At 65.1% G+C, this 20,320-nt stretch carries 17 protein-coding genes; 3 read left to right on the forward strand and 14 right to left on the reverse strand.

Translation table 11 applies throughout. The annotated features are described in order from the left end of the window. Positions 1 to 55 precede the first annotated feature (55 nt). From gad to glmS, 4 genes are read right to left on the reverse strand one after another with little or no spacing between them, the layout of a single operon-like run. The gene (gad, locus tag DSM43276_RS17685; RefSeq protein WP_078327711.1) at positions 56 to 1,486 is read right to left on the reverse strand and encodes a glutamate decarboxylase; all 1,431 of its coding nucleotides are present in this window, start codon (positions 1,484 to 1,486) and stop codon (positions 56 to 58) included. Between the two features lie 10 nt (positions 1,487 to 1,496). Then, positions 1,497 to 2,930, reverse strand: coding sequence for an NAD(P)H-hydrate dehydratase (locus tag DSM43276_RS17690; RefSeq protein WP_078327712.1), 1,434 nt, complete (start codon positions 2,928 to 2,930; stop codon positions 1,497 to 1,499). Continuing rightward, positions 2,927 to 3,880 (reverse strand): alpha/beta fold hydrolase, encoded by a 954-nt coding sequence (locus DSM43276_RS17695; protein WP_078327713.1) that lies wholly within the window; start codon positions 3,878 to 3,880, stop codon positions 2,927 to 2,929. Before DSM43276_RS17695 ends, DSM43276_RS17690 begins: the two co-directional genes overlap by 4 nt. Positions 3,881 to 3,901: 21 nt before the next feature. Then, positions 3,902 to 5,767, reverse strand: coding sequence for a glutamine--fructose-6-phosphate transaminase (isomerizing) (gene glmS / locus DSM43276_RS17700; RefSeq protein WP_078323555.1), 1,866 nt, complete (start codon positions 5,765 to 5,767; stop codon positions 3,902 to 3,904). 65 nt (positions 5,768 to 5,832) lie between these two features. On the opposite strand from glmS, the gene DSM43276_RS17705 reads away from it, so the two are divergent. Beyond that, positions 5,833 to 6,699 carry a dienelactone hydrolase family protein gene (locus DSM43276_RS17705; protein WP_078327714.1) on the forward strand — a complete coding sequence of 289 codons (867 nt, stop codon included), beginning with the start codon at positions 5,833 to 5,835 and terminating at the stop codon, positions 6,697 to 6,699. On the opposite strand, the gene DSM43276_RS17710 is transcribed toward DSM43276_RS17705, so the two are convergent. The 3 genes from DSM43276_RS17710 to DSM43276_RS17720 are packed head-to-tail and all read right to left on the reverse strand — an operon-like array spanning position 6,700 to position 8,787. Continuing rightward, positions 6,700 to 6,930, reverse strand: coding sequence for a hypothetical protein (locus DSM43276_RS17710; protein ID WP_078327715.1), 231 nt, complete (start codon positions 6,928 to 6,930; stop codon positions 6,700 to 6,702). Continuing rightward, positions 6,927 to 8,489 (reverse strand): globin family protein, encoded by a 1,563-nt coding sequence (locus DSM43276_RS17715; protein ID WP_078327716.1) that lies wholly within the window; start codon positions 8,487 to 8,489, stop codon positions 6,927 to 6,929. The genes DSM43276_RS17710 and DSM43276_RS17715 overlap by 4 nt, the downstream gene beginning before the upstream one ends. Next, the gene (locus DSM43276_RS17720; protein ID WP_078327717.1) at positions 8,479 to 8,787 is read right to left on the reverse strand and encodes a type VII secretion target; all 309 of its coding nucleotides are present in this window, start codon (positions 8,785 to 8,787) and stop codon (positions 8,479 to 8,481) included. Before DSM43276_RS17720 ends, DSM43276_RS17715 begins: the two co-directional genes overlap by 11 nt. Positions 8,788 to 8,890: 103 nt before the next feature. On the opposite strand from DSM43276_RS17720, the gene DSM43276_RS17725 reads away from it, so the two are divergent. Both DSM43276_RS17725 and DSM43276_RS17730 read left to right on the forward strand, forming a co-directional pair. Next, a complete protein-coding gene (locus DSM43276_RS17725) occupies positions 8,891 to 9,928 on the forward strand; it encodes an LLM class F420-dependent oxidoreductase (protein ID WP_078327718.1) in 1,038 nt (345 codons plus the stop codon). 60 nt (positions 9,929 to 9,988) lie between these two features. Further along, complete coding sequence (locus DSM43276_RS17730) at positions 9,989 to 11,503, forward strand: alkaline phosphatase D family protein (RefSeq protein ID WP_078327719.1); 1,515 nt, start codon at positions 9,989 to 9,991, stop codon at positions 11,501 to 11,503. Here DSM43276_RS17730 and glmM read toward each other — a convergent pair. The 7 genes from glmM to eccCa all read right to left on the reverse strand — a co-directional run bounded on the left by glmM (position 11,500) and on the right by eccCa (position 20,295). Next, complete coding sequence (gene glmM / locus DSM43276_RS17735) at positions 11,500 to 12,819, reverse strand: phosphoglucosamine mutase (protein ID WP_078327720.1); 1,320 nt, start codon at positions 12,817 to 12,819, stop codon at positions 11,500 to 11,502. The two genes, DSM43276_RS17730 and glmM, sit on opposite strands and share 4 nt — an antisense overlap. Before the next feature lie 102 nt (positions 12,820 to 12,921). Next, positions 12,922 to 13,443 carry a 30S ribosomal protein S9 gene (rpsI, locus tag DSM43276_RS17740; RefSeq protein ID WP_078327721.1) on the reverse strand — a complete coding sequence of 174 codons (522 nt, stop codon included), beginning with the start codon at positions 13,441 to 13,443 and terminating at the stop codon, positions 12,922 to 12,924. Further along, positions 13,440 to 13,883, reverse strand: coding sequence for a 50S ribosomal protein L13 (rplM, locus tag DSM43276_RS17745; protein WP_078323547.1), 444 nt, complete (start codon positions 13,881 to 13,883; stop codon positions 13,440 to 13,442). The genes rpsI and rplM overlap by 4 nt, the downstream gene beginning before the upstream one ends. A 289-nt stretch (positions 13,884 to 14,172) precedes the next feature. Next, positions 14,173 to 14,460 (reverse strand): WXG100 family type VII secretion target, encoded by a 288-nt coding sequence (locus tag DSM43276_RS17750; RefSeq protein WP_078308596.1) that lies wholly within the window; start codon positions 14,458 to 14,460, stop codon positions 14,173 to 14,175. A 49-nt stretch (positions 14,461 to 14,509) separates the two neighbouring features. Next, positions 14,510 to 14,788 (reverse strand): WXG100 family type VII secretion target, encoded by a 279-nt coding sequence (locus DSM43276_RS17755; RefSeq protein ID WP_078327722.1) that lies wholly within the window; start codon positions 14,786 to 14,788, stop codon positions 14,510 to 14,512. Positions 14,789 to 14,929: 141 nt separating this feature from the next. After that, entirely contained in the window at positions 14,930 to 16,312 is a 1,383-nt protein-coding gene (locus DSM43276_RS17760) for a type VII secretion-associated protein (RefSeq protein ID WP_078327723.1), read from the reverse strand. Continuing rightward, entirely contained in the window at positions 16,309 to 20,295 is a 3,987-nt protein-coding gene (gene eccCa, locus DSM43276_RS17765; protein WP_078327724.1) for a type VII secretion protein EccCa, read from the reverse strand. Before eccCa ends, DSM43276_RS17760 begins: the two co-directional genes overlap by 4 nt. Positions 20,296 to 20,320: the final 25 nt, after the last annotated feature.

Raw genomic sequence — 20,320 nt, forward strand, 5'->3', positions numbered from 1 at the left:
GTATTGTCCCATCACCCCGCCAAATCCCCGAGTCGCTCCGCTTCTGCCCGCCGCATCAGTGGGCGAACGGCTGCACCGCATCGAAGTGCCCGTTCGGTTTCAGCTCGTCAAGCCCCTTCAGCACGGTGACGAGGTCATCGCGCAGCGCCCGGGCAAGATCACCCGAGAATCCCTCGCGCACCACCACCCGCAGCACCGCGATATCGGTGACATCCTCGGGCATGGTGTAGGCCGGTACCTGCCAGCCGAAGGCCCGCAGCGAATGCGAGATATCGAACTCGGTGTATGGGCGTTTGCCCGTCAGCCGGAACGACACCACCGGGATTGCCGAGCCATCGGTGATCACCTCGAAGTGCTCGCTCTTGCGCAGCTCATCACCGAGCCAGCGGGCGGTCCCGGACAAGGAGCGCATCACCTGTGCGTATCCGGCCCGGCCCAGTCGCAGGAAGTTGTAGTACTGCCCCACCACCTGATTGCCCGGCCGGGAGAAGTTCAGGGTGAAGGTCGGCATGTCACCGCCGAGGTAATTGACCCGAAACACCAGCTCTTCAGGCAGGTGTTCCTTGCTGCGCCACACCACGAAACCGATTCCGGGATAGGTCAGGCCGTACTTGTGCCCGCTGACGTTGATCGACACCACCCGCGGCAGCCGGAAGTCCCAGTGCACTTCGGGGTGCAGGAACGGCACCACGAAACCGCCGCTGGCGGCATCGACGTGCACCGGCACATCGGGCTTGCCGGGCGTGGCAGCCAATGTGTCCAGCGCCGCACAAATTTCGGCGATGGGCTCCAGCTCGCCGGTAAAGGTGGTGCCGAGAATGCCCACCACGCCGATGGTGTCGTCGTCCACCGCACCAAGTACCTGCTCGGGGGTAATGACATACCGGTCCTTCGCCATCGGCAGGTATCGCGGCTCGACATCGAAGTACCGGCAGAACTTCTCCCACACCACCTGCACGTTGGAACCCATCACCAGGTTCGGCGTGCGCCCCTTCCAGCCAGAGCCGTCGGCGCCGCCCACCTTGGCGCGCCAGCGCCACTTGAGCGCCAGCCCGGCCAGCATCACCGCCTCACTCGATCCGATCGTCGACACCCCGGTCGCCGACGACGGATCCTCGGCCGACAGGTCCTCGGCGTGGAACAGATCGGCCACCATGGCCACACATCGCGACTCGATCGCGGCGGTCGCCGGATACTCGTCCTTGTCGATCATGTTCTTGTCGAATGTCTCGGCCATCAGCTTCTCGGCCTCGGGATCCATCCACGTCGTCACAAAGGTGGCCAGATTCAGCCGGGAACTGCCATCGAGCATCAGCTCGTCGTGAATGAACCGGTACGCGGCCTGCGGGTCCATCGGCTCGTCGGGGAGGCGCAGCGCCGGGATGGGCGCCATCGACAGCCGGCCGGTGTAGGCGGGGCTAAAGGACGAGGCGTTGATCTTGCCGGCGTGGGCCGAGAGACTGAACTGATCGCGGGGATTCGACATAAGCCGATTCTCACCCTATTTCGGCGATCGCCCACCGCAGATGTCCAAGAAGACGAGAAGCCGAGATAGGGGCCATGCCCGGACCCGGATCCGCCGCGGCGGCAGCGGCCGCGCGCGCGTGCACATAGGCGCCCATCGCCGCGGCCTTGCCCGCGGGAACTCCAGCGGCCAGCAGGGCACCGATCACACCCGAGAGCACGTCACCCGAACCCGCCGTCGCGGCCCATGATCCGTGTGACCGATTCACGTATGCGGTCCCGTCCGGCTGAGCGATGACGGTGACGTTCCCCTTGAGGAGCACCGTGGCGCCCAACCGCACCGCCAGCGACCGCGCGGCCCCGACCCGGTCGGGGCCGGGCGGCTCACCCGCGAGCCTCCGGTATTCACCGGCGTGCGGGGTCAGGATCGTCGCCGCGTCGCGCGATGCCACCACATCGGCCAGCTCGGGGTGCTCGGCAAGGATCGTCAGGGCATCGGCGTCGACGAGCACGGGCAGGCCGCCCGACAGCACCCGCCGCAAAGTTCGCGTCTGGCGCTCGCCGGTGCCGTATCCGGGACCGATCACCCAGGCCTGTACCCGGCCGGCGGCCTCTTCCGTCTGGGTGGCAATCACCTCCGGCCAATGCGAAACTACCTCGGCGGCAGCAGATCCGGCGTACCGAACCATTCCGGCCGTCGCGGCGACGGCGGCACCCGTGCACAAGATGGCCGCCCCGGGGTAGGTATGCGATCCGGCCAGCACCCCCGTGACGCCCTGGGTGTACTTGTCGTCGGCCGGTCCGGGAACGGGCCAGGCGACCGCCACGTCCTCGGCATCGAGTTCCCGGATCATCGTCGCGGGAAGATCAAGCCCGATGTCGATCAACCTGACGTCACCGCAATCGCCAAGGGCATGAACGGGTTTGCAGCCACCGAACGTCACGGTGACCGCGGCCCGGAAGGCGGGGCCGTCCACCGTCCCGGTGTGTACGTCGACGCCACTGGGAACGTCCACCGCGATCACCGGAATGCCCTCGGCGTTGGTCTGCTCGGCGATCTCGGCGGCTCCCGGCCGCAGCGGACCGGTTCCCGAGATGCCCACCACACCGTCGACAATCAGATCGGTCTCGCTGGGCACCTCGGGCACCACCCGACCGCCGGCCTTACGGAAGGCGGCCAGTCCGCCGCGGTGGGCCCGATCCGGATTCAGCAGCACCGCGCTGACGGCGACCCCACGTCGACGCAGGAAGGTCAACGCCCACAAGGCATCTCCGCCATTGTCGCCGGAACCCACGATCGCACACACCCGTCGCCCGGCCACCACTCCCGCCCGGCGTGACAACTCGTCCGCGACAACCGTGGCCAATCCGTACGCCGCGCGCCGCATCAACGCGCCCTCGGGCAGGGAGGCAAGCAGCGGCGCCTCGGCCTCCCGAATCTGCTCGGCGCTGTAGTAGTACCTCATGAACTGTGGGCTCCCCTCGCTCCTCCGTCGATGTCGTCGAGGAACTGGTGGGTGGCCTCGGAAATCCGCTCCGGGAATTCGCCGTTGAGTGCATGCGAGGCCTCGCTCCATCGCTGGACCCGCGCGTGCGGCAGCAGCAGTTGCGCCCGGTCCGCGGCCCGCTGGGGGCGATGGACGATGCTGCGCCCCGCGATCACCACCAGCACAGGCAACTGCAAACCTCGGAGCTGCTCGTCGGTGAACGGGCGCGGCGTGGGGAGATACATCGCGAAATCTCGCATCCCGGAGGAAATCAGCGCGGCCTCGGGCACCGAATCATCGACCGGTACCCCGCCCGAAATCCAGCTCAACAGTCGGTTTCGGAGCCACTGTGGCATACCGGGGATGACCGCGCTGAGGGATACTACGAGCATCTTCCACGTGACCGGCGCGAATGTCATCGCCGGATCCAGCAGGGTCAGCGAGGCGAGCCGCTTCGGGTATCGCACTGCGTGGTTGACGGCATTCCAACCGCCGATCGACAGGCCCAGCATGTGTACGCGGTCGAGTTCGAGCCCGGCGAGCGCGTCCTCCAGCCAAGCGGCCTGATCCTCGGCACCGGCGATCGCCTTGTGCTGCACGCTCATACCGGCCTCCCCAAGCAGATCCAGGGTGTAAACGGTACGCCGCGTGATCAGCGATGCCAGGTTGGCGCGCCACAGGGGCGTAGAGGCGTTCCGGCCGGGAAGTAACACCAGCGGAGTCCCCAGCGCTGACCCAAATCTGTACGCCCGCACAGTCCCTAACCGAGTGCCAATGTCCACACTGGAGATCACCGCAGGCAGGTCATCCATTCCGCGAAGATATGCCCGCACGAACCTGTCAAACGCCGCTTCGTCGGTGAAATGACCCACCTTCTCTGCGGCCCAATGTTTTCCGATGCGATGCACAGGTACCGCAACGGAATTCATGCAGAGGGCCTACGGCTGCCGCTATTCGACGGTTACCGACTTGGCCAGGTTGCGCGGCTTATCCACGTCATACCCACGGGCCTGCGCGACCGCCGCGGCGAACACCTGCATCGGAATCGTGGACAGCAGCGGTTGATACAGCGTCGACACCGCCGGAATCTCGATGAGATGGTCCGCGTACGGCCGAATCGTCTCATCGCCCTCCTCGGCGATGACGATCGTCCGCGCCCCGCGGGCCTGAATCTCACGAATGTTGCTGAGCAGCTTCGAATGCAACAACCCCATGCCCTTGGGCGAGGGCATCACCACGATGACCGGCAGCCCCTCTTCGATCAGCGCGATCGGCCCATGCTTGAGCTCCCCGGCCGCGAAGCCCTCCGCATGCATGTACGCCAATTCCTTGAGCTTGAGCGCACCTTCGAGTGCCACCGGGTACCCGACATGGCGCCCCAGGAACAGGATGCTGGAGGACTGCGCATACTGGCGCGCAAGCTCGGCGACCGGGTCCATCGCATCGATAACGCGCTGGATCAATTCCGGCATGGCCTCCAGCTCGTGGTACTCACGCGCCACCTCGTCTGGGTACTTGGTCCCGCGGGCCTGCGCCAAGGCAAGGCCCACAATGTAATTGGCGGTTACCTGCGCAAGGAACGTCTTTGTCGCGGCGACACCGATCTCCGGCCCGGCGCGCGTGTACAGCACCGCATCGCACTCACGGGGAATCTGCGAACCGTTGGTATTGCAGACGGCCAGCACCTTGGCCTTCTGCTCCTTGGCGTGTCGCACCGCTTCCAGGGTGTCCGCGGTCTCACCCGACTGCGAGATGGCGACGACGAGGGTGCTGCGATCCAAAACCGGGTCGCGGTAGCGGAATTCGCTCGCGAGCTCGATCTCCACAGGCAGCCGTGTCCAGTGCTCGATGGCGTACTTGGCCAACAGACCCGAGTGGAATGCCGTACCGCAGGCGACCACGAACACCTTGTCGATATCGCGCAGTTCCTGATCGGAGAGCCGCTGTTCGTCGAGCACTATCCGGCCGAGGTCGAAGTGCCCCAACAAGGTGTCGGACACCGCCGCCGGCTGCTCGGCGATCTCCTTGAGCATGAAGTACTCGTAACCGCCCTTTTCCGCGGCCGACAGGTCCCAGTCGATCGTGAACACCCGGGCGTTGTCGGTGTCGTCGTTACCCGCGAAGTCGGTGATGCGGTAGCCGTCCGCGGTGATGACCACAACCTGGTCCTGCCCCAATTCGACGGCTTCCCGGGTGTATTCGATGAAGGCGGCCACATCGGACCCGAGGAACATCTCGCCGTCGCCGATGCCGACAACCAGCGGGGTAGACCGGCGTGCGGCCACGATCGTGCCCGGGTCGTCGGCGTGGGAGAAGACGAGGGTGAAGTGCCCCTCCAGCCGTCGCACGACGGCCTGCACCGAGGCCACGAAGTCGCCGGCAGTGTCTCCGGATTCGTACTGGCGAGCCACCAGATGCACGGCCACCTCGGAATCGGTGTCACTGGCGAACTCGACGCCAGCAGCCTCCAGCTCGGCGCGCAGCACCGGGAAGTTCTCGATGATCCCGTTGTGGACCACCGCCACCTTGCCGCTCGCATCCCGATGCGGGTGAGCGTTGCGGTCGGTGGGAGCGCCGTGGGTGGCCCAACGGGTGTGTCCCATACCCGTCGTCGCGGCGAAGGATTCACCGGATTCCGCGATCGCGGACTCCAGGTTGGCCAGCCGACCCGCCTTCCGCTGCACCAGGAGACCGCCGCTACCGTCCGCCAGCGCCACTCCCGCAGAGTCGTAGCCCCGGTACTCGAGCCGCCGCAGCGCCTCAAGGACGACACCAAGGGCGTCCCGGTGGCCGACGTACCCGACGATTCCGCACATAGCCCACCAGGGTAGTTCAGTTCCCGCTGCAGTCCGCAACGGCAACGATCCGCTACGGTCATGCCATGGCGAGTACCCGCACGCTATTCAAAGCCCTGACCCGCCGTGGTCCGCATAAGGTTCTGCGCGGCGACCTGGCCTTCGCGGGGGTAACCGGCGTCGTCTACACACCGGATTCCGGCTTTAATCTGCCTGCGGTGGCGTTTGGACACGACTGGCTGACCGGTACGGACAAGTATCGAGCGACCCTGGAACACCTCGCATCCTGGGGAATCGTCGCGGCCGCCCCCGATACCGAGAAGGGGTTGATCCCGTCACACCTGAACCTGGCTGCCGACTTGGCCACAACGCTCGAAATCGTGACCCGGGTGCGACTTGGCGACGGCAAGATCAGCGTGCATCCGACCAAGCTCGCGCTCGCCGGTCACGGGCTGGGAGCTTCGGCGGCGGTCTTCGCGGCGACCCGGTCTCCGGCATCGGCGGACAAGAAGAATCGTCCGGCAGGAGCTAAGGCCGTCGTCGCACTGTTTCCCAGCCAGACTCAGCCGCCCGTGGAGAAAAGCGCGTCCGCGCTGACCATCCCCGGACTGGTACTCACGAGCACCGAGGACACGCAATCGCTGCGCTCGAATGCCCTGGCTCTCTCGCGAGCATGGCCAGGTGCAGATCTGCGGAATGTCGCCAAGGCGAAGTCCAGTGGGCTACCGGAACACAGCTGGCTGCGTAGGTTTGTCGGGCTCGGCGGATCGAACCGGGCAACCCAGCGCAACACTCGTGCCCTGCTGACCGGATATCTGCTGTTCCAGCTCGCGGGCGACAAGCGCTACCGCGACTTCGCGGATGCCACGGCGGAACTGCCGAATACCTCCCTGCCCGACGTAGCCGAGCTGGAGATCAGCGAGCTCGATCGCGTGCAATCGCTGCTGAGGTAATCAGCGCCTCCACCGCTGCCAGCGGTACACATCGTCCTCATCGAAATCGGACTCGTTCACGTGGATCTGCGTCGGCATCTGAAATTCATGGACGGATTTCGGGGTCGTCGCGGGCACCTGTTCGCCGGGCGGTATCGCGTCGCGAGCCGCATCGGCCTCGTCGCGCAGCTGGTCAAGTGTGCTCTCGAAATCCGAGACGATTCCCGCAAGCGCGTCGGTGATATCGATCATCGTCCGGCCTTGGGCAGTTCGTCGGCCGCGATCTCACACGGCGTCTCCCCGGCATCGGTCCCTGCGGCGTGAGGTCGCGCCGGCGGGCTGGCGGGCCCCACCGATGGCAAGGGTGACGGCTGCTGCCCATGGACCGGTGGTGGACTCATCGGCGCCATCGAGCCCGCGGGTTGCGCCCCCGAGAAGCCGCCGCTAGACGGAGGAACCGCACCCCCAGGCGGCGTCGTACCCAGCGGTGCACCCGGTGTGGTCTGGCCCGAGGGGGCCGGTGTGGCTTCCGGGCCGTTGGCACCCGCCAACTGAACGCCCGGCCCCTGGATCGGCTTGCCATCCGTGGCGAAGGTTGCCCCGGCATCGGTGCGGGCCTCCTGGATCGCAGCGTCCTTGGCTGCCGCCATCTTGGCGTCCGGGTCCTTCTTGTCGGCAGACTCGTCGGCCTTCCCGTCGATCTTGTCGTCGGGCTTCCCGTCGCCCGGTCCGGGCTCTCCGCCCTGTCCCATCTGGTCGAACGGGATGTTGGAGAGGCCCTCGGCAATCGCGCTGACGATTCCGCTCGCCGCCTGGCTGATCGATCCCAGGGCGCCCGTCATGGCGCCGGTCAGGCCACTGACGATCTGGCTCGGGTCCATGCCCTGCTGTCCTTGCCCCTGCCCAGCACCCTGCTGCCCACCGCCGGACATCTGGCCGCCCTGATTACCCATCGCGGATGCCGGCGTGGCCGAGCCCTGCATTCCACCGCCTGCGGCGCCACTGGCGGAACCACTGGCGCCCGGCTCCTGCTCCCCGCCTTTGCCTTTACCTCTGTCCGCGGGGTTCTGCGGGGACTCGGTATCCGAGTCGTACTCGGGCCCGAGCTGGCCGGGTGGGTTCTTGAACTCCGGAGGCAGCTCCTGCTTCAGCGCGTTGATCAAGGTGTCGTACGCCTCGCCGCCTTTACCCCAGGCAAGCTTCATCGCGGGCAGCCATTTGCCCTCGATGTTCTGCTGAACATGCGGCCCGATCTTCGTCGCGTTGGTCTCGTCGGCGACAGACTTGTCTCCGGTGCCGGTCTTGTAGGTCGTGACGGCACTGTCGAAGGACGCACGGTCTGTCACCAAGCCGTCGACCAAGGTCGACGCCTGCTTCTTCAGATCGACGATGGTCCACAGTGCTTCGCGCAACCCGTCCAGGCCGATGGATACCTGTCCGAATTCCTTGGTCACCGCATCGGCAGTGGAGTTGTGCGTCCTGAGGAACTGGTTGGCCGCCTCCGAGCCTTGGCCTTCCCACATCCCCATGAGCTGCTGCAGCTGTCCGTGCTGACGCTCGGCCGCGGCCTTCATCGTGGTTACCGCGCCCCTGAACAACTCGAGGTCCGCACCGAGCTTGTTCAGATCCATGCCGGCATCCATGTCGTACCAATCGAACAGCTGGCGCTCGTTGGCGGTGAGGTCCGGGTTGGTAATCGTGACCGGAGACTTGCCGTTCCCCCGGATCGCGGTGGTCGTGTAGTTCTGCGAGTTCGCGATCGCCTGGATCCCCTCACTGCGCAGCGACTCGATGTCGTATTTACCGGCCATTGGCTGCAGCCAACCTTGCCTTGTTCTTGGCATCGCGATCGGCATACCGTTGCGCGGTCGCACGGAGCTGCTCGGCGATGGCGGTGTTGGTGCGATGCCAGTTCTCCAGATGAGTTACCACCTCGTGCAGGCCGTTCCTGACGTCATCCCCCTTGGCGGTGTGCCACTGACCGGCCGAAGCCCCGCCGAAGGACAAGCCGCGCAGCTGCGCAATTGCTTTCTGCAGCTCGTCGGCCACGCTGTCGAACTCCCCAGCGACCCCCCGGACACCAGCGACATTGATCGAGGTTTCTCCCATATTGACTACGACGGGTACATAGCCATTCCGGTTCCATCTTTTTTCACCAATCTGCGGGTCATGCGTCTTCCCGTTCAACCGCTTGGTCGGGTAGGGTCGCCGCATGCGCATTGGAACCACGTTGAGCTACGCCGGAGGATTCACCGAGGTCGTCGACGAACTCGCTGAGCTGGAGAAAGTCGGGCTCGACATCGCGTTCGTCGCCGAAGCTTACTCGTACGACGCCGCAAGCCAGCTCGGGTATCTCGCCGCCAAGACGTCCACCGTAAAGCTCGCGTCGGGCATCTTCCAGCTCTACACCCGCACCCCCACCCTGCTCGCGATGACGGCGGCCGGTCTGGACTACGTCTCCAACGGCCGGTTCGTCCTCGGCATCGGCGCCTCGGGCCCTCAGGTCATCGAGGGATTCCACGGCGTGAAGTACGACGCCCCTCTGGGCCGCACTCGCGAGACCATCGAAATCTGCCGCAAGGTGTGGCGCCGTGAACGCCTGGAGTTCGAGGGCAAATACTTCACCGTGCCGCTGCCGCCCGAGCAGGGCACCGGCCTGGGCAAGGCACTGAAGCTGATCAATCACCCTGTACGCGAGCGTATTCCGGTGCTCATTGCCGCTCTTGGCCCCAAGAACGTGGCACTGACCGCGGAGATCGCGGAGGGCTGGCAGCCCATCTTCTTCCTCCCCGAGAAGGCCAATGACGTGTGGGGCGCCTCCCTGGCCGAGGGCAAGGCCAAGCGCGACCCGTCGCTCGGCGACCTTGAGGTCTACGCCGGCCCAGCTCTTGCGATCGGTGATGATGTCGAGGCGCTGTACGGGTTCGTCAAGCCGAGCCTGGCGCTGTACATCGGCGGTATGGGCGCCAAGGGCAAGAACTTCTACCACAACCTCGCGACCGCTTACGGGTTCGGCAAGGAAGCCGACCGCATCCAGGAGCTCTACCTGGCCGGCAAGAAGGCCGAGGCAACCGATGCGGTGCCCGACGAGCTGGTCAGAAACGTCTCCCTCATCGGACCGAAGAGCTTTGTCGCCGAACGAGTGGCGGCCTTCAAAGAGGCGGGTGTGACGACCCTCAATGTCGCACCGCTCGCCGCCGACGCGGCAGGCCGGATCAAGCATGTCGAGGCACTGCGCGAGCTGCTCTGATTCGCCCGCCGTTCGCGTAGCGTTCGGCGTGTGTTCGCGCGGCACCCTGAAAGTGGTGGGATGACAGCCATCCCGCGCCGCACCGTCTTACGGGCCGCCCTAGTGGGGCTCGCGGTTGCCCCGGCCGTCGCGTGCGGACCGGCGTTGGTGACAGCGCGGCCGAGGCTTACTCACGGAGTGGCCAGCGGATTCCCCCGCGCTGACGGCGCGGTGATCTGGGCCCGCTCGGATCGTCCCGCCAACATGATCGTCGAAACGGCTGCCACCGAAAGCTTTTCAGATGCACGACGTTTCACCGGGCCGGTCCTCACGCCGGAATCGGACGGGACCGGCCGACTGCGCCTCACTGGCCTTCCCGCGGACACCGAGGTGCATTACCGGGTGACACTCGACTCAGAGGGAACACTGAGTGAGCCTGTCACCGGCGTCTTTCGGACTGCGCCAACGACCGCAGGAAATGTGCGGCTGATCTGGTCGGGCGATGTCGCCGGACAGGGGTTCGGCATCAATCCGGATGTCGGCGGAATGAGAATCTTCCGCACCATGGCTGACCGAAATCCGCAGTTCTTCATCCACAGCGGCGACACGGTGTACGCCGACGTGCCGATTCCCGAGACACTGACGTTGCCCGACGGAAGGGTCTGGCGAAATCAGGTGTCGGAGGCGAAAAGCGCTGTCGCACAGACTCTCGAACAGTATCGCGGTCAACACGCCTACAACCTCACCGATGCCAACTACCGGTACTTCAACGCACACGTGCCGCAACTTGTGCAGTGGGATGACCACGAGGTGATCAACAACTGGTATCCCGGGGAGATTGTCGAGAACGACAAGTACACCGAAAAGAGAGTGGACGTACTCGCGCGGTACGGACACCGGGCATTCCACGAATGGCAACCGACCGAACCCCGCGAGGCCGTAGATGGCCTTGTATACCAACGGGTCTCATACGGTCCACTGTTGGACGTATTCATTCTCGACATGCGCAGCTATAAGGACCCCAACTCCCCCAACCGACAGCAGCACGGCGCCATCTTCGGCGCCCGCCAGACTGAATGGCTGATCAACGCCATGGCGTCATCGAAGGCCGTATGGAAGATCGTCGCCAACGACCTGCCGCTCGCGCTGGTAGTACCCGACGGCAAGACGAACTTCGAGGCCGTCGCCAATGGCGACAATGGCCCACCGCTCGGACGGGAAACCGAACTGGCGCATATTCTCTCGCAGCTCAAGGCGCGGCAGGTTCGCAACGTGGTATGGCTGACAGCCGATGTGCACTACACCGCGGCGCACGAATACGCACCCGCGCGTGCCGCCTTCACGGACTTCGACCCGTTCTGGGAATTCGTGTCGGGACCACTCAACGCCGGTGCAGGCCAGGAGAAACCGCTCGATCGAACCTTCGGCCCGCGGGCCGATTTCGTCCATGCGGCACAGCCCGATCAACAGTCACCGCTGGACGGTTACCAGCATTTCGGACAAATCGACATCGACGGCGGAAGCGGCGATCTGACCGTCACCCTGTGCGATGCCACGGGCTCCGCGCTGTACACACGCAGCCTGGCGCGCGCTTAGACCGCGCCGACCACGTCAGCCACCCGCTCCGCCAGCCGTTGGGCGGTCGACTGCTCATCCGCCTCGACCATGACGCGGACGAGCTGCTCGGTTCCAGAGGGACGCAATAGAATTCGCCCGTTACCTGCGAGTTCGGATTCCACCGCGGCAACGGCGGCAAGCACCTCGGGCGCCTGCGCCACCGTGTGCTTGTCCGAGACCGGCACGTTGATCAGCGTTTGAGGCAGGCTACGCATCGCGGACGCGAGGGCGGCCAAAGACTTACCTGTTTGCGCCATCCGGGACATGAGTCGCAAGCCCGTCACTATGCCGTCTCCCGTGGTGGCCAGGGAAGGCAGCACGATATGACCGGATTGTTCACCGCCTAGGGCGAATCGGCCCGCGCGCAGCTCCTCGAGCACGTAACGGTCGCCGACGGCAGTCACCTTGACGTCGATGCCCGCGGCGCGCATGGCGATATGTAGTCCCTGATTGCTCATCACCGTGGTGACCAGCGTGTTATCGGTGAGCTCACCGTCTTCCGCCATCGCCGCGGCGAGCACCACCATGATGGCGTCACCATCGATGACGTTCCCGTCCGCATCCACCGCAAGACATCGGTCGGCGTCACCGTCGTGCGCAAGCCCCAGGTGCGCATCGTGCGCCTTCACCGCGGCCTGCAGCGGACCGAGATGCGTTGACCCGCAACCGTCGTTGATATTGAGCCCATCCGGGTCGGCGTTGATGTCTATCACGTGAGCACCTGCGGCCCGGTAGGCCAACGGGGCCGCGTCGGAGGCCGCCCCGTGCGCGCAGTCGACCACCACGGTGACTCCGCTGAGGGGGTGGGTCGCGGCATTGGCGACATGATGCAAATACCGGTCCAATGCGTCCACAGCATCGCGCACACGGCCGATTCCCGCTCCGGTCGGACGTGCCGCCGGAGTGTCCAGCTGCGCCTCGATGGCGTTCTCGGCGGAATCGTCGAGCTTGTGACCGCCGGCGCCGAAAATCTTGATGCCGTTGTCGGGCATGGGGTTATGCGAGGCCGAGATCATGACGCCGAAAGCCGCGCCATACGCGCCCGTCAGATACGCCACCGCCGGGGTGGGGAGCACGCCCGCCCGGAGCACGTCGACACCTTCTGCCGCGATACCCGCGACAACCGCTGCCTCCAACATCTCGCCGCTCGCGCGCGGGTCACGGCCCACGACCGCGGTGGCGCGTCCCTTCGCCAGCGACCGGGCCGCGGCCGATCCCAAGGCGACCGCCAGTTCGGCCGTCAGCTCGGCATTCGCGACTCCGCGGACGCCGTCAGTGCCGAATAGAGAGCCCATGCACTAAACCTTCCATAGCCAGTCACACCAAACTGGCCCAATAACGCGATTGCGCCGACACACAGGTGTGTGCCGGCGCAATACGCGGACGAACAGAATCGATCAGCGCTTTGAGTACTGAGGCGCCTTACGGGCCTTCTTGAGACCGTACTTCTTACGCTCGATCGCACGCGGGTCACGAGTGAGGAAGCCGGCCTTCTTCAGCACCGGACGGTCCTCGGGCTCCACGATGATGAGTGCACGCGCGATGGCAAGACGCAGTGCGCCTGCCTGACCCGAAGGGCCGCCACCGGTCAGGTGAGCAAAGATGTCCACGCTGTCCACACGGTTGACGGAAACCAGCGGCGCCTTGATGAGCTGCTGGTGCACCTTGTTCGGGAAGTACTCCTCCAGGGTGCGACCGTCCAGGTGGAACTTGCCTGTGCCGGGAACGAGACGCACCCGGACCACGGCTTCCTTGCGGCGGCCAACGGTCTGAATGGGCTTGTCAATCACAATGGGGCTACGAGGAGCGGCCTTGACGGCTGTCTCGTCGGCAGTTTCCTCGACGACGACCTCGACGACCGCCTCCACTGTGGTTTCCGCGTTGTCTTCTGGGGTCTGCTCTTCAGCGATATCGGTCACTGAGCCACCTGCTTAATCTCGAACGGGATCGGCTGCTGCGCACCGTGCGGGTGCTCCGGGCCGGCGTACACCTTGAGCTTGCGCTCGATCTGGTGGCCCAGCTTGGTCTTGGGCAGCATGCCGATAATTGCCTTCTCCACCGTGCGGGTGGGGAACTTCTGCAGCTGCTCGCCGATGCTGCGCTTGCGCAGGCCGCCCGGGTAACCCGAGTGACGGTAGGCGAACTTGTCGGTGAGCTTCTTGCCGCTCAGGGCAATCTTCTCGGCATTGATGATGACGACGAAATCGCCACCATCGGCATGGGGGGCGTAGGTCGGCTTGTGCTTGCCGCGCAGCAGGGTAGCTGCTTGAACGGCAAGACGGCCGAGTACTACATCCGTGGCATCGATGACATACCAGCTAGTGGTGATGTCACCCGCCTTCGGCGTGTAGGTAGGCACAGTCTTTCCTTGTCTACTCGGGTGAATCCCCGGACGGTTTGTGCCGTTCGGAGCGCTGGTCGTGGCGAACGGTGGAGGTTGATCTCGGCGACCAGTGGTGACCCGAGCCTCCTGTGCGATGACATACCGCACGCCAGCGGTGAAGCTTACCGGGCCACGTCACCGCAGGTCAAAACGCGGTCGGCCCCGCCCTATCGTCAAACCTTCGTGCACTCGTACAAAAACTGTGGGGCCTTGGTGGCTCTCCTCCACCAAGGCCCCACAGGGTCTTGAAAAAACCGTCGGCGATTTAGCCGTGCCAGGCGCCCGCAGCGCTCTGATCGGTGTGCTGCGCATCCTGGTTACCCTGGTCAACCTTGGAGTTGAGCTGGGTCAGGATCTGGTTCAGGTCCTGGGCGGACTGGTGCCAGGCCTTCTGGTACTCCTGGTACGCAGTCGCTTCCTGGCCCTCGGCCTGCTGGACGAGGGGCTGAATGTCGTGCTGCAGCTCCTCAAGGCCGGCCTGGAACTTGTTGATGATGCCCTTGACATCGGCAACCAGCGCATCGATCTCGCCGTGGTTGTAAGTAATCTGCATGGTCAATCCCCTTTGCTATGTGATGTCTTCGATGACTGTTACGAGACGCCTAGAAGGTCTGGCTCTCATCCATCTCCTGGATGCGGCGCTTGTTCGAATCCATGGTGTCGTGGATCTGCAAGAGCACCTTCTGGATGTCGCCCATCTCCTGATCGAAACGAGCCATCGCCTCATCAAAGGCATGCCGCGCCTGACCCTGCCACGTGCTGGTACCCACCGCTACGCGATCCCGCAGCTGGGACTGCATCGCAGTGAATTCCTGGTACTTGCCGTCGATCTTCTTGCCCGTGGAATCGAGCAACGCCAGGTCATTCTGAAAAACAGCCACTTCATGTCCTCCCTTGTCCCCAGGCCCGGCCAGTCACGGGTGTGACTTCCGGTTTCTGGCCGGTTTGTCCTTACAACTAGATACGATGGCCCTATCGTCAGATCGGTTCCATCTTTTTCAAAGTTTTTTTCAGCAATCTTGTCAGCTACCTGATTTCACCGCATGAGCAGTTCGAATAGCCATTTCGCAGGCCTGCTGGACAGTCGCATAGTTATTCTTCTTGAACTGACAGCCAACACCTATCCGCAGGTCGCCGTCCAGAAGGACGGTCCACGCGACGTCATGGCCCTCGCGCACCTCGGTGTAGGTGACCGCCGGCCGCTCCATCGTGCGATCGTCGGCCGTGAAGTCCGTGAATACCCCCGGCGATTCCTTGTCCATGGCGGCTCGGAGCGTCTCGGCCGTTGATGCCAAGGTCTCGGTCGACTTCACCCGCACCTGGGTCACATGCACGACCACCTCGGGATCCTTGGGCGAGATCACCTCCACCCGAGCCGAACCAGCACCGCCCGCGGGGATGCGCCGTACCGCCCAGTCGGCGGGCACCATGAACTGCACCCGCCCCTCCACCAGCAGTGCTGTCGCCACCGCGGGAGTCGTCGGTGACGGTTGTCGTTCCCGGGTGAAGGCCACCGTCAACACCACACCCGCCACGACGATCGCGGCCGCCAGACCAATCGCGGCGACCGGCCACCATGCCGGAAGTCGTGGAACCGATCTGGAGGATGATGAGGCGGGTGTCCATTCGGGCCGTCTGGCCACGGCGGGCTCGTCAGCGGGCCCCTCGATGAACGCCGAGACGCGGGGAGCCTGGCCCACATCGCGGAAGACCGCATCGTCGGCGACCTGCGACACCCCGGGGGTCAGGCCGATCCGATCGACCGCATCGACAATCGCCTCGCCCATTTCGCCTTCGGCCGAGTCGACAAGGATCGCCGCGACTCCGGGCCGTTCGCCGCGGACCACCTCCTCGACGGCTCGCGCCACCGCGCGCGCGACATCTGCTGCCGACTTGCTCTCCCAGGACCGCTCTTCGAGATGACGAACCGTCGAGGCCGGCTCACCGGCGGAGCCCTGTCCCACCACCGTGACGGCGACCTCGCCCGGCGACACCTCGACCACCACGAACGAGCGTCCCGACAAATCGGTGCGCACACCGCGTTCGGCAAGTGCGAAAGCGCGCGAGCGCACGGTCAGCGTCGCCGCCATCATTCGCGCGGCATTCGACAACAACGTGCGCCGACCGGCACTCCACGTCGTTGGGTAGATCAGCAGCATGGAATCGAGGCGGACCGGCGCGTTCCGATCGGTAAGCAACGACTCGAACAGGGCGGCCCAGAGTGCGCGGGACGGGACGACACGACCCGGAAGCAGGGCCGCCTCGTCGTCGAGTGCGGCAACCGCCGACCGAACATCGGAACGCCCGGCCTCACGGATGCCGTCGTCGGTTCGTACCCGGACGGCGGTCTCGGTCACTTCGATCGCTACCCGCGTCCCTGTCTGCGGGTCGCGATCCAGAATCACTGCGGATCGCTCCAGGCAACCTGGATCAGTTGTTGGCCGCCCGAGCGCATGACCAGAGTGCCGCGACCCGGCGGCTGCTCGCTCGGTCGAACCGTGCCGATCAGGACACCCTCGTCCCTATTTCCGCTCATCTGCAAACCGATGCAGGAGAGGTCTTTCATGCGCGCCATCATCGGCTCGAACATGGCCCTCGAGGCACCGCTGGTGCGGCGCGCGATGACGACATGCAGCCCGATGTCCTTCGAGTGCGGCAGGTACTCCGCGAGCGGCAGCAGTGGATTTCCACTCGCCAGGGCCACCAGGTCATAGTCGTCGACCAAGATGTAGATCTCCGGGCCGGACCACCAGGACCTGTCACGCAACTCTTGCTGCGTGATATCGGGTCCCGGCATCCGCGATTTGAGGAGCTCGATCAGGGCCGGCACCTCATCCACCAAGGTGTTGCTCGACATCGCGTACTTGGCCAGGTGTTCCGTCTCGACGACACCGAGCAGGGTACGGCGGAAGTCCACGATGAACAGCTGCGCCTGCTGTGGAGTCGTGGTGCGAACAATCTCGCGGCAGATGGTGCGCAGCAGACCGGTCTTGCCACACTCGCTGTCGCCGAAAATCATCATGTGCGGCTGCTCGCCGAATTCCAGGAACGTCGGGGCCAACTCGGTCTCGTTGATGCCGACGAGGATGCGCAGGTTTGGCAGATCGTTCTGCGGCGCCCGCGCCACCAACGCGGCGTAATCGATCTTGTGTGGCAGCATGCGAACCTGCGGAGCTTCCGCCGAGCTGCGCTGCCGCATGCTCGCGGCGGCAGCACCGATTGCCTCACCGAGATCCTGATTGGACGAGACGCTGTCGACGCGCGGCAGGCCGATGAGCATGTGCCGGCGGTCGCGGGTGATACCCCGGCCCGGCCTGCCATCCGGAACAAGCTGTGCCAGCTTGCGGTCGAAGTCCGAGTCCAGCGGATCGCCGAGGCGAAGCTCGACGCGCGTGCCGATCTGGTCCTTCAGGGCCGGCCGGATCTCGGCCCAGCGCGATGCCGTCACCACCGTGTGCACACCGAAACCGAGCCCCTGTGCCGCCAGTGCGGTGACCTGCGGCTCCAGCGCCTCGAACTCCTGACGGACCGTGGACCAGCCATCGATGATGAAGAACACGTCACCGAATGGATCGCTCGCCAGCTGGGGGTCACCGGCACCCTTGCGCCGCCGGTACTCGGCCATCGAGTCAATCCCGTAGGCGCGGAAGGCATTCTCGCGCGACCTAACAATCGTCAGCATTTCGGCGAACGTGCGCCGGATCAGATCTGACTCCAGTCGGCTGGCCACCGAACCGACATGCGGTAGTTGCGCCAGCGAGGTGAGCGTGCCACCACCGAAGTCCAGGCAATAGAACTGCACCTGCGCGGGACTGTGCGTCACCGCAAGCGACGTCACCAGGGTGCGCACCGCCATCGACTTTCCGGACTGGGGTGCGCCGACGATGGCGACGTTGCCCGCAGCGGCGGACAGATCGACGATGTACGGGTCGCGCCGTTGCTCATAGGGCCGGTCCACGATTCCGATCGGGACGGTCAAACTGCCCACCGCGTCGAAACCGGCACGGCCATGCCGGGGAATCAGATCTCCGAGAGTCGGCGAATCATCCAACGGCGGCAGCCACACCTCGTGTGCCGGATTGCCATGTCCTTCAACGCGATCAAGGATCGTGTCGATGACCGACCGTCCGAGAGGCCCGTCAGGCGCGGCGGAAGTGTCGTCTTCCACGATCTCCGTGGGTCGCATTTGCAGCGCCACCGGTGCCGCGGTGAACAGCCGCGGCGCGGCACCCGTGCCCCCGGAGGAGACGGCACGGCGTGCCGGCCCATACGGCACGTACGCACCGGACACGTAAGAGGTCTGGAATCGTGTCAGCTCCCCCGAGTCATCCTTGAGGTAGCACGAACCTGGGGTGTTGGGCAGGTGGTAGGCGTCCGGAACACCAATTGCGGCGCGGGACTCGTTGGCCGAGAACGTCTTCAGACACAGCCGATAGGACAGGTGCGATTCCAGCCCGCGCAGGCGGCCCTCGTCCAGTCGCTGCGAAGCAAGCAACAAGTGCACGTGCAGCGACCGGCCCAGGCGGCCGATGGCCACGAACAGCTCGGCGAAATCCGGATGCTGGCTCAACAGTTCGGAGAACTCGTCGACGATGATGAAGAGTGCCGGCAGCGGGGCGAGAGACGCACCGGCGGCGCGGGCACGCTCGTACTCGGTGACATTGGCGAAGTTGCCCGCGGCGCGCAGCAGCTCCTGACGCCGGTTCATCTCACCGGCCAGCGCGTCCTTCATACGGGACACCAGATTTGCCTCTTCGGCGAGGTTGGTGATGATCGCCGCGACATGCTGCGCCCGGTCGAGTCCCAGGAAGGTCGCACCACCCTTGAAGTCGACGAGCACAAGATTCAAGGCATCCGGCGAGTGCGTGGCGATCATGCCCAACGTCAGGGTGCGCAGGAACTCCGATTTGCCCGAACCGGTAGCGCCGATGCACAGTCCGTGCGGTCCCATGCCGTTCTCGGCGGCTTCCTTGATATCCAGTTCCATGGGAGTGCCATCGACGGCGATCCCGATGGGCACACGCAGCCGGTCGCGACCAACCCGGTTGCGCCACACCACTTCCGGGTTAAGCAGCCCAGGATCGCCGATTCCCACGATGTCCGACCAGCGCGTGCTGACCTCAGTTTGGATCTGGACCTCGTCACTACCCCCGGTGAGTACCCGATAGGGCGCCATGCGGCGGGCGCACGCCATCGCCTCGGTGATGGTGAGGTGGTCGGGGTGAGCGAAGACCTCGGACCCCACATTGCCTTTGGCACCGAGGCCGCGTTCGGTCAGCTCCAATTGCATACCGCGGCGAGCCGCGAGCGGGTCCACCCGGGTGCCGATCTCGACGAGGGTCACCGAATCGATGCCGTGATCGATGATGAGGCGTTCGGAACCGATCAGCGTGCCGCTGTCCACAATGATGAGGATCTGCGGTCGGTCGGGAGACGGCTGCGCGGTCCGCGAGAACCGTTCACGCTCAGTGATGAGCGATGCCAACGACTCCTCGACCTCACCCAGCGAGTGGTAGACCAGCCGGCTGGCGCCGACACCGTCGAACGCGGTCGGATGCTGGGCGTGCGGAAGCCATTTGAGCCAGTCCCAGTGCGGCGCCGCGTGCCGATTGACCACTGCCGCGACCAGGAATTGGTCGGGCCCATGGAACATCGCCAGCTGACAAATCATGGCGCGCAACATGCCTCGCGCCACCTCGGGTGAGCCGTCAATGGTGACGGCCGCAAAACCTCTCAGGTTCAACGCGATCGGCAGCTCAGGCACCAGCGAGTGTGTCCGCACGAACCGGCGCAGCGCCACCGAGGCCACCGGCTCCAATTCTTCGACCGGACCGATCTCGGGCGCCACCAGCTGCGCGGCCAGACGCTGATCCCCTACCCCAACGCGCACATGGCAGTAGTCACTGTCACCGGGACGCCGCTCCCACATCCGGCGGCCGCCGGCGAGCGTCCACAGCGCAGACGGGTCCGGGTTGTTCCACAGCAGTGCCTTGCGCTGAGCCCCGCCGGTATCGGTGACGTTCTTGCGCACCACTTCCAGGTACCGCAGGTAATCCTTGCGGTCCTCGTTGATTTCGCTGGTCTTGGCTCCCTTGCCGCCGCTGTTGGAGACCATGCTGACCATCGAGACCATCATCATGATCGGGAACAGCATGAACATCGGGCTGCGCATCATCCCGCCACCCGCGCCGCCGCCCAGACTGCCCGACGTGACGAAAAAGGCGATCATGCCGACCATTGCCACCACCATGACCAGCGGCATGATCTTGGCGATGATCGGCGACGGCACCGGCCGTGGAATCTCCGGCGGTGGCTGCACATTGACCTCGCCACCAGGTACCCGAGGCACAGCAAGCCGAGGCCGACGAATGAATATTGTGGTGTTCACCCCGTGCTCACCTAGCCCTCCGATT

Origin of the sequence: Mycobacteroides salmoniphilum (assembly GCF_004924335.1) — a bacterium.
Lineage (GTDB): Bacteria > Actinomycetota > Actinomycetes > Mycobacteriales > Mycobacteriaceae > Mycobacterium > Mycobacterium salmoniphilum.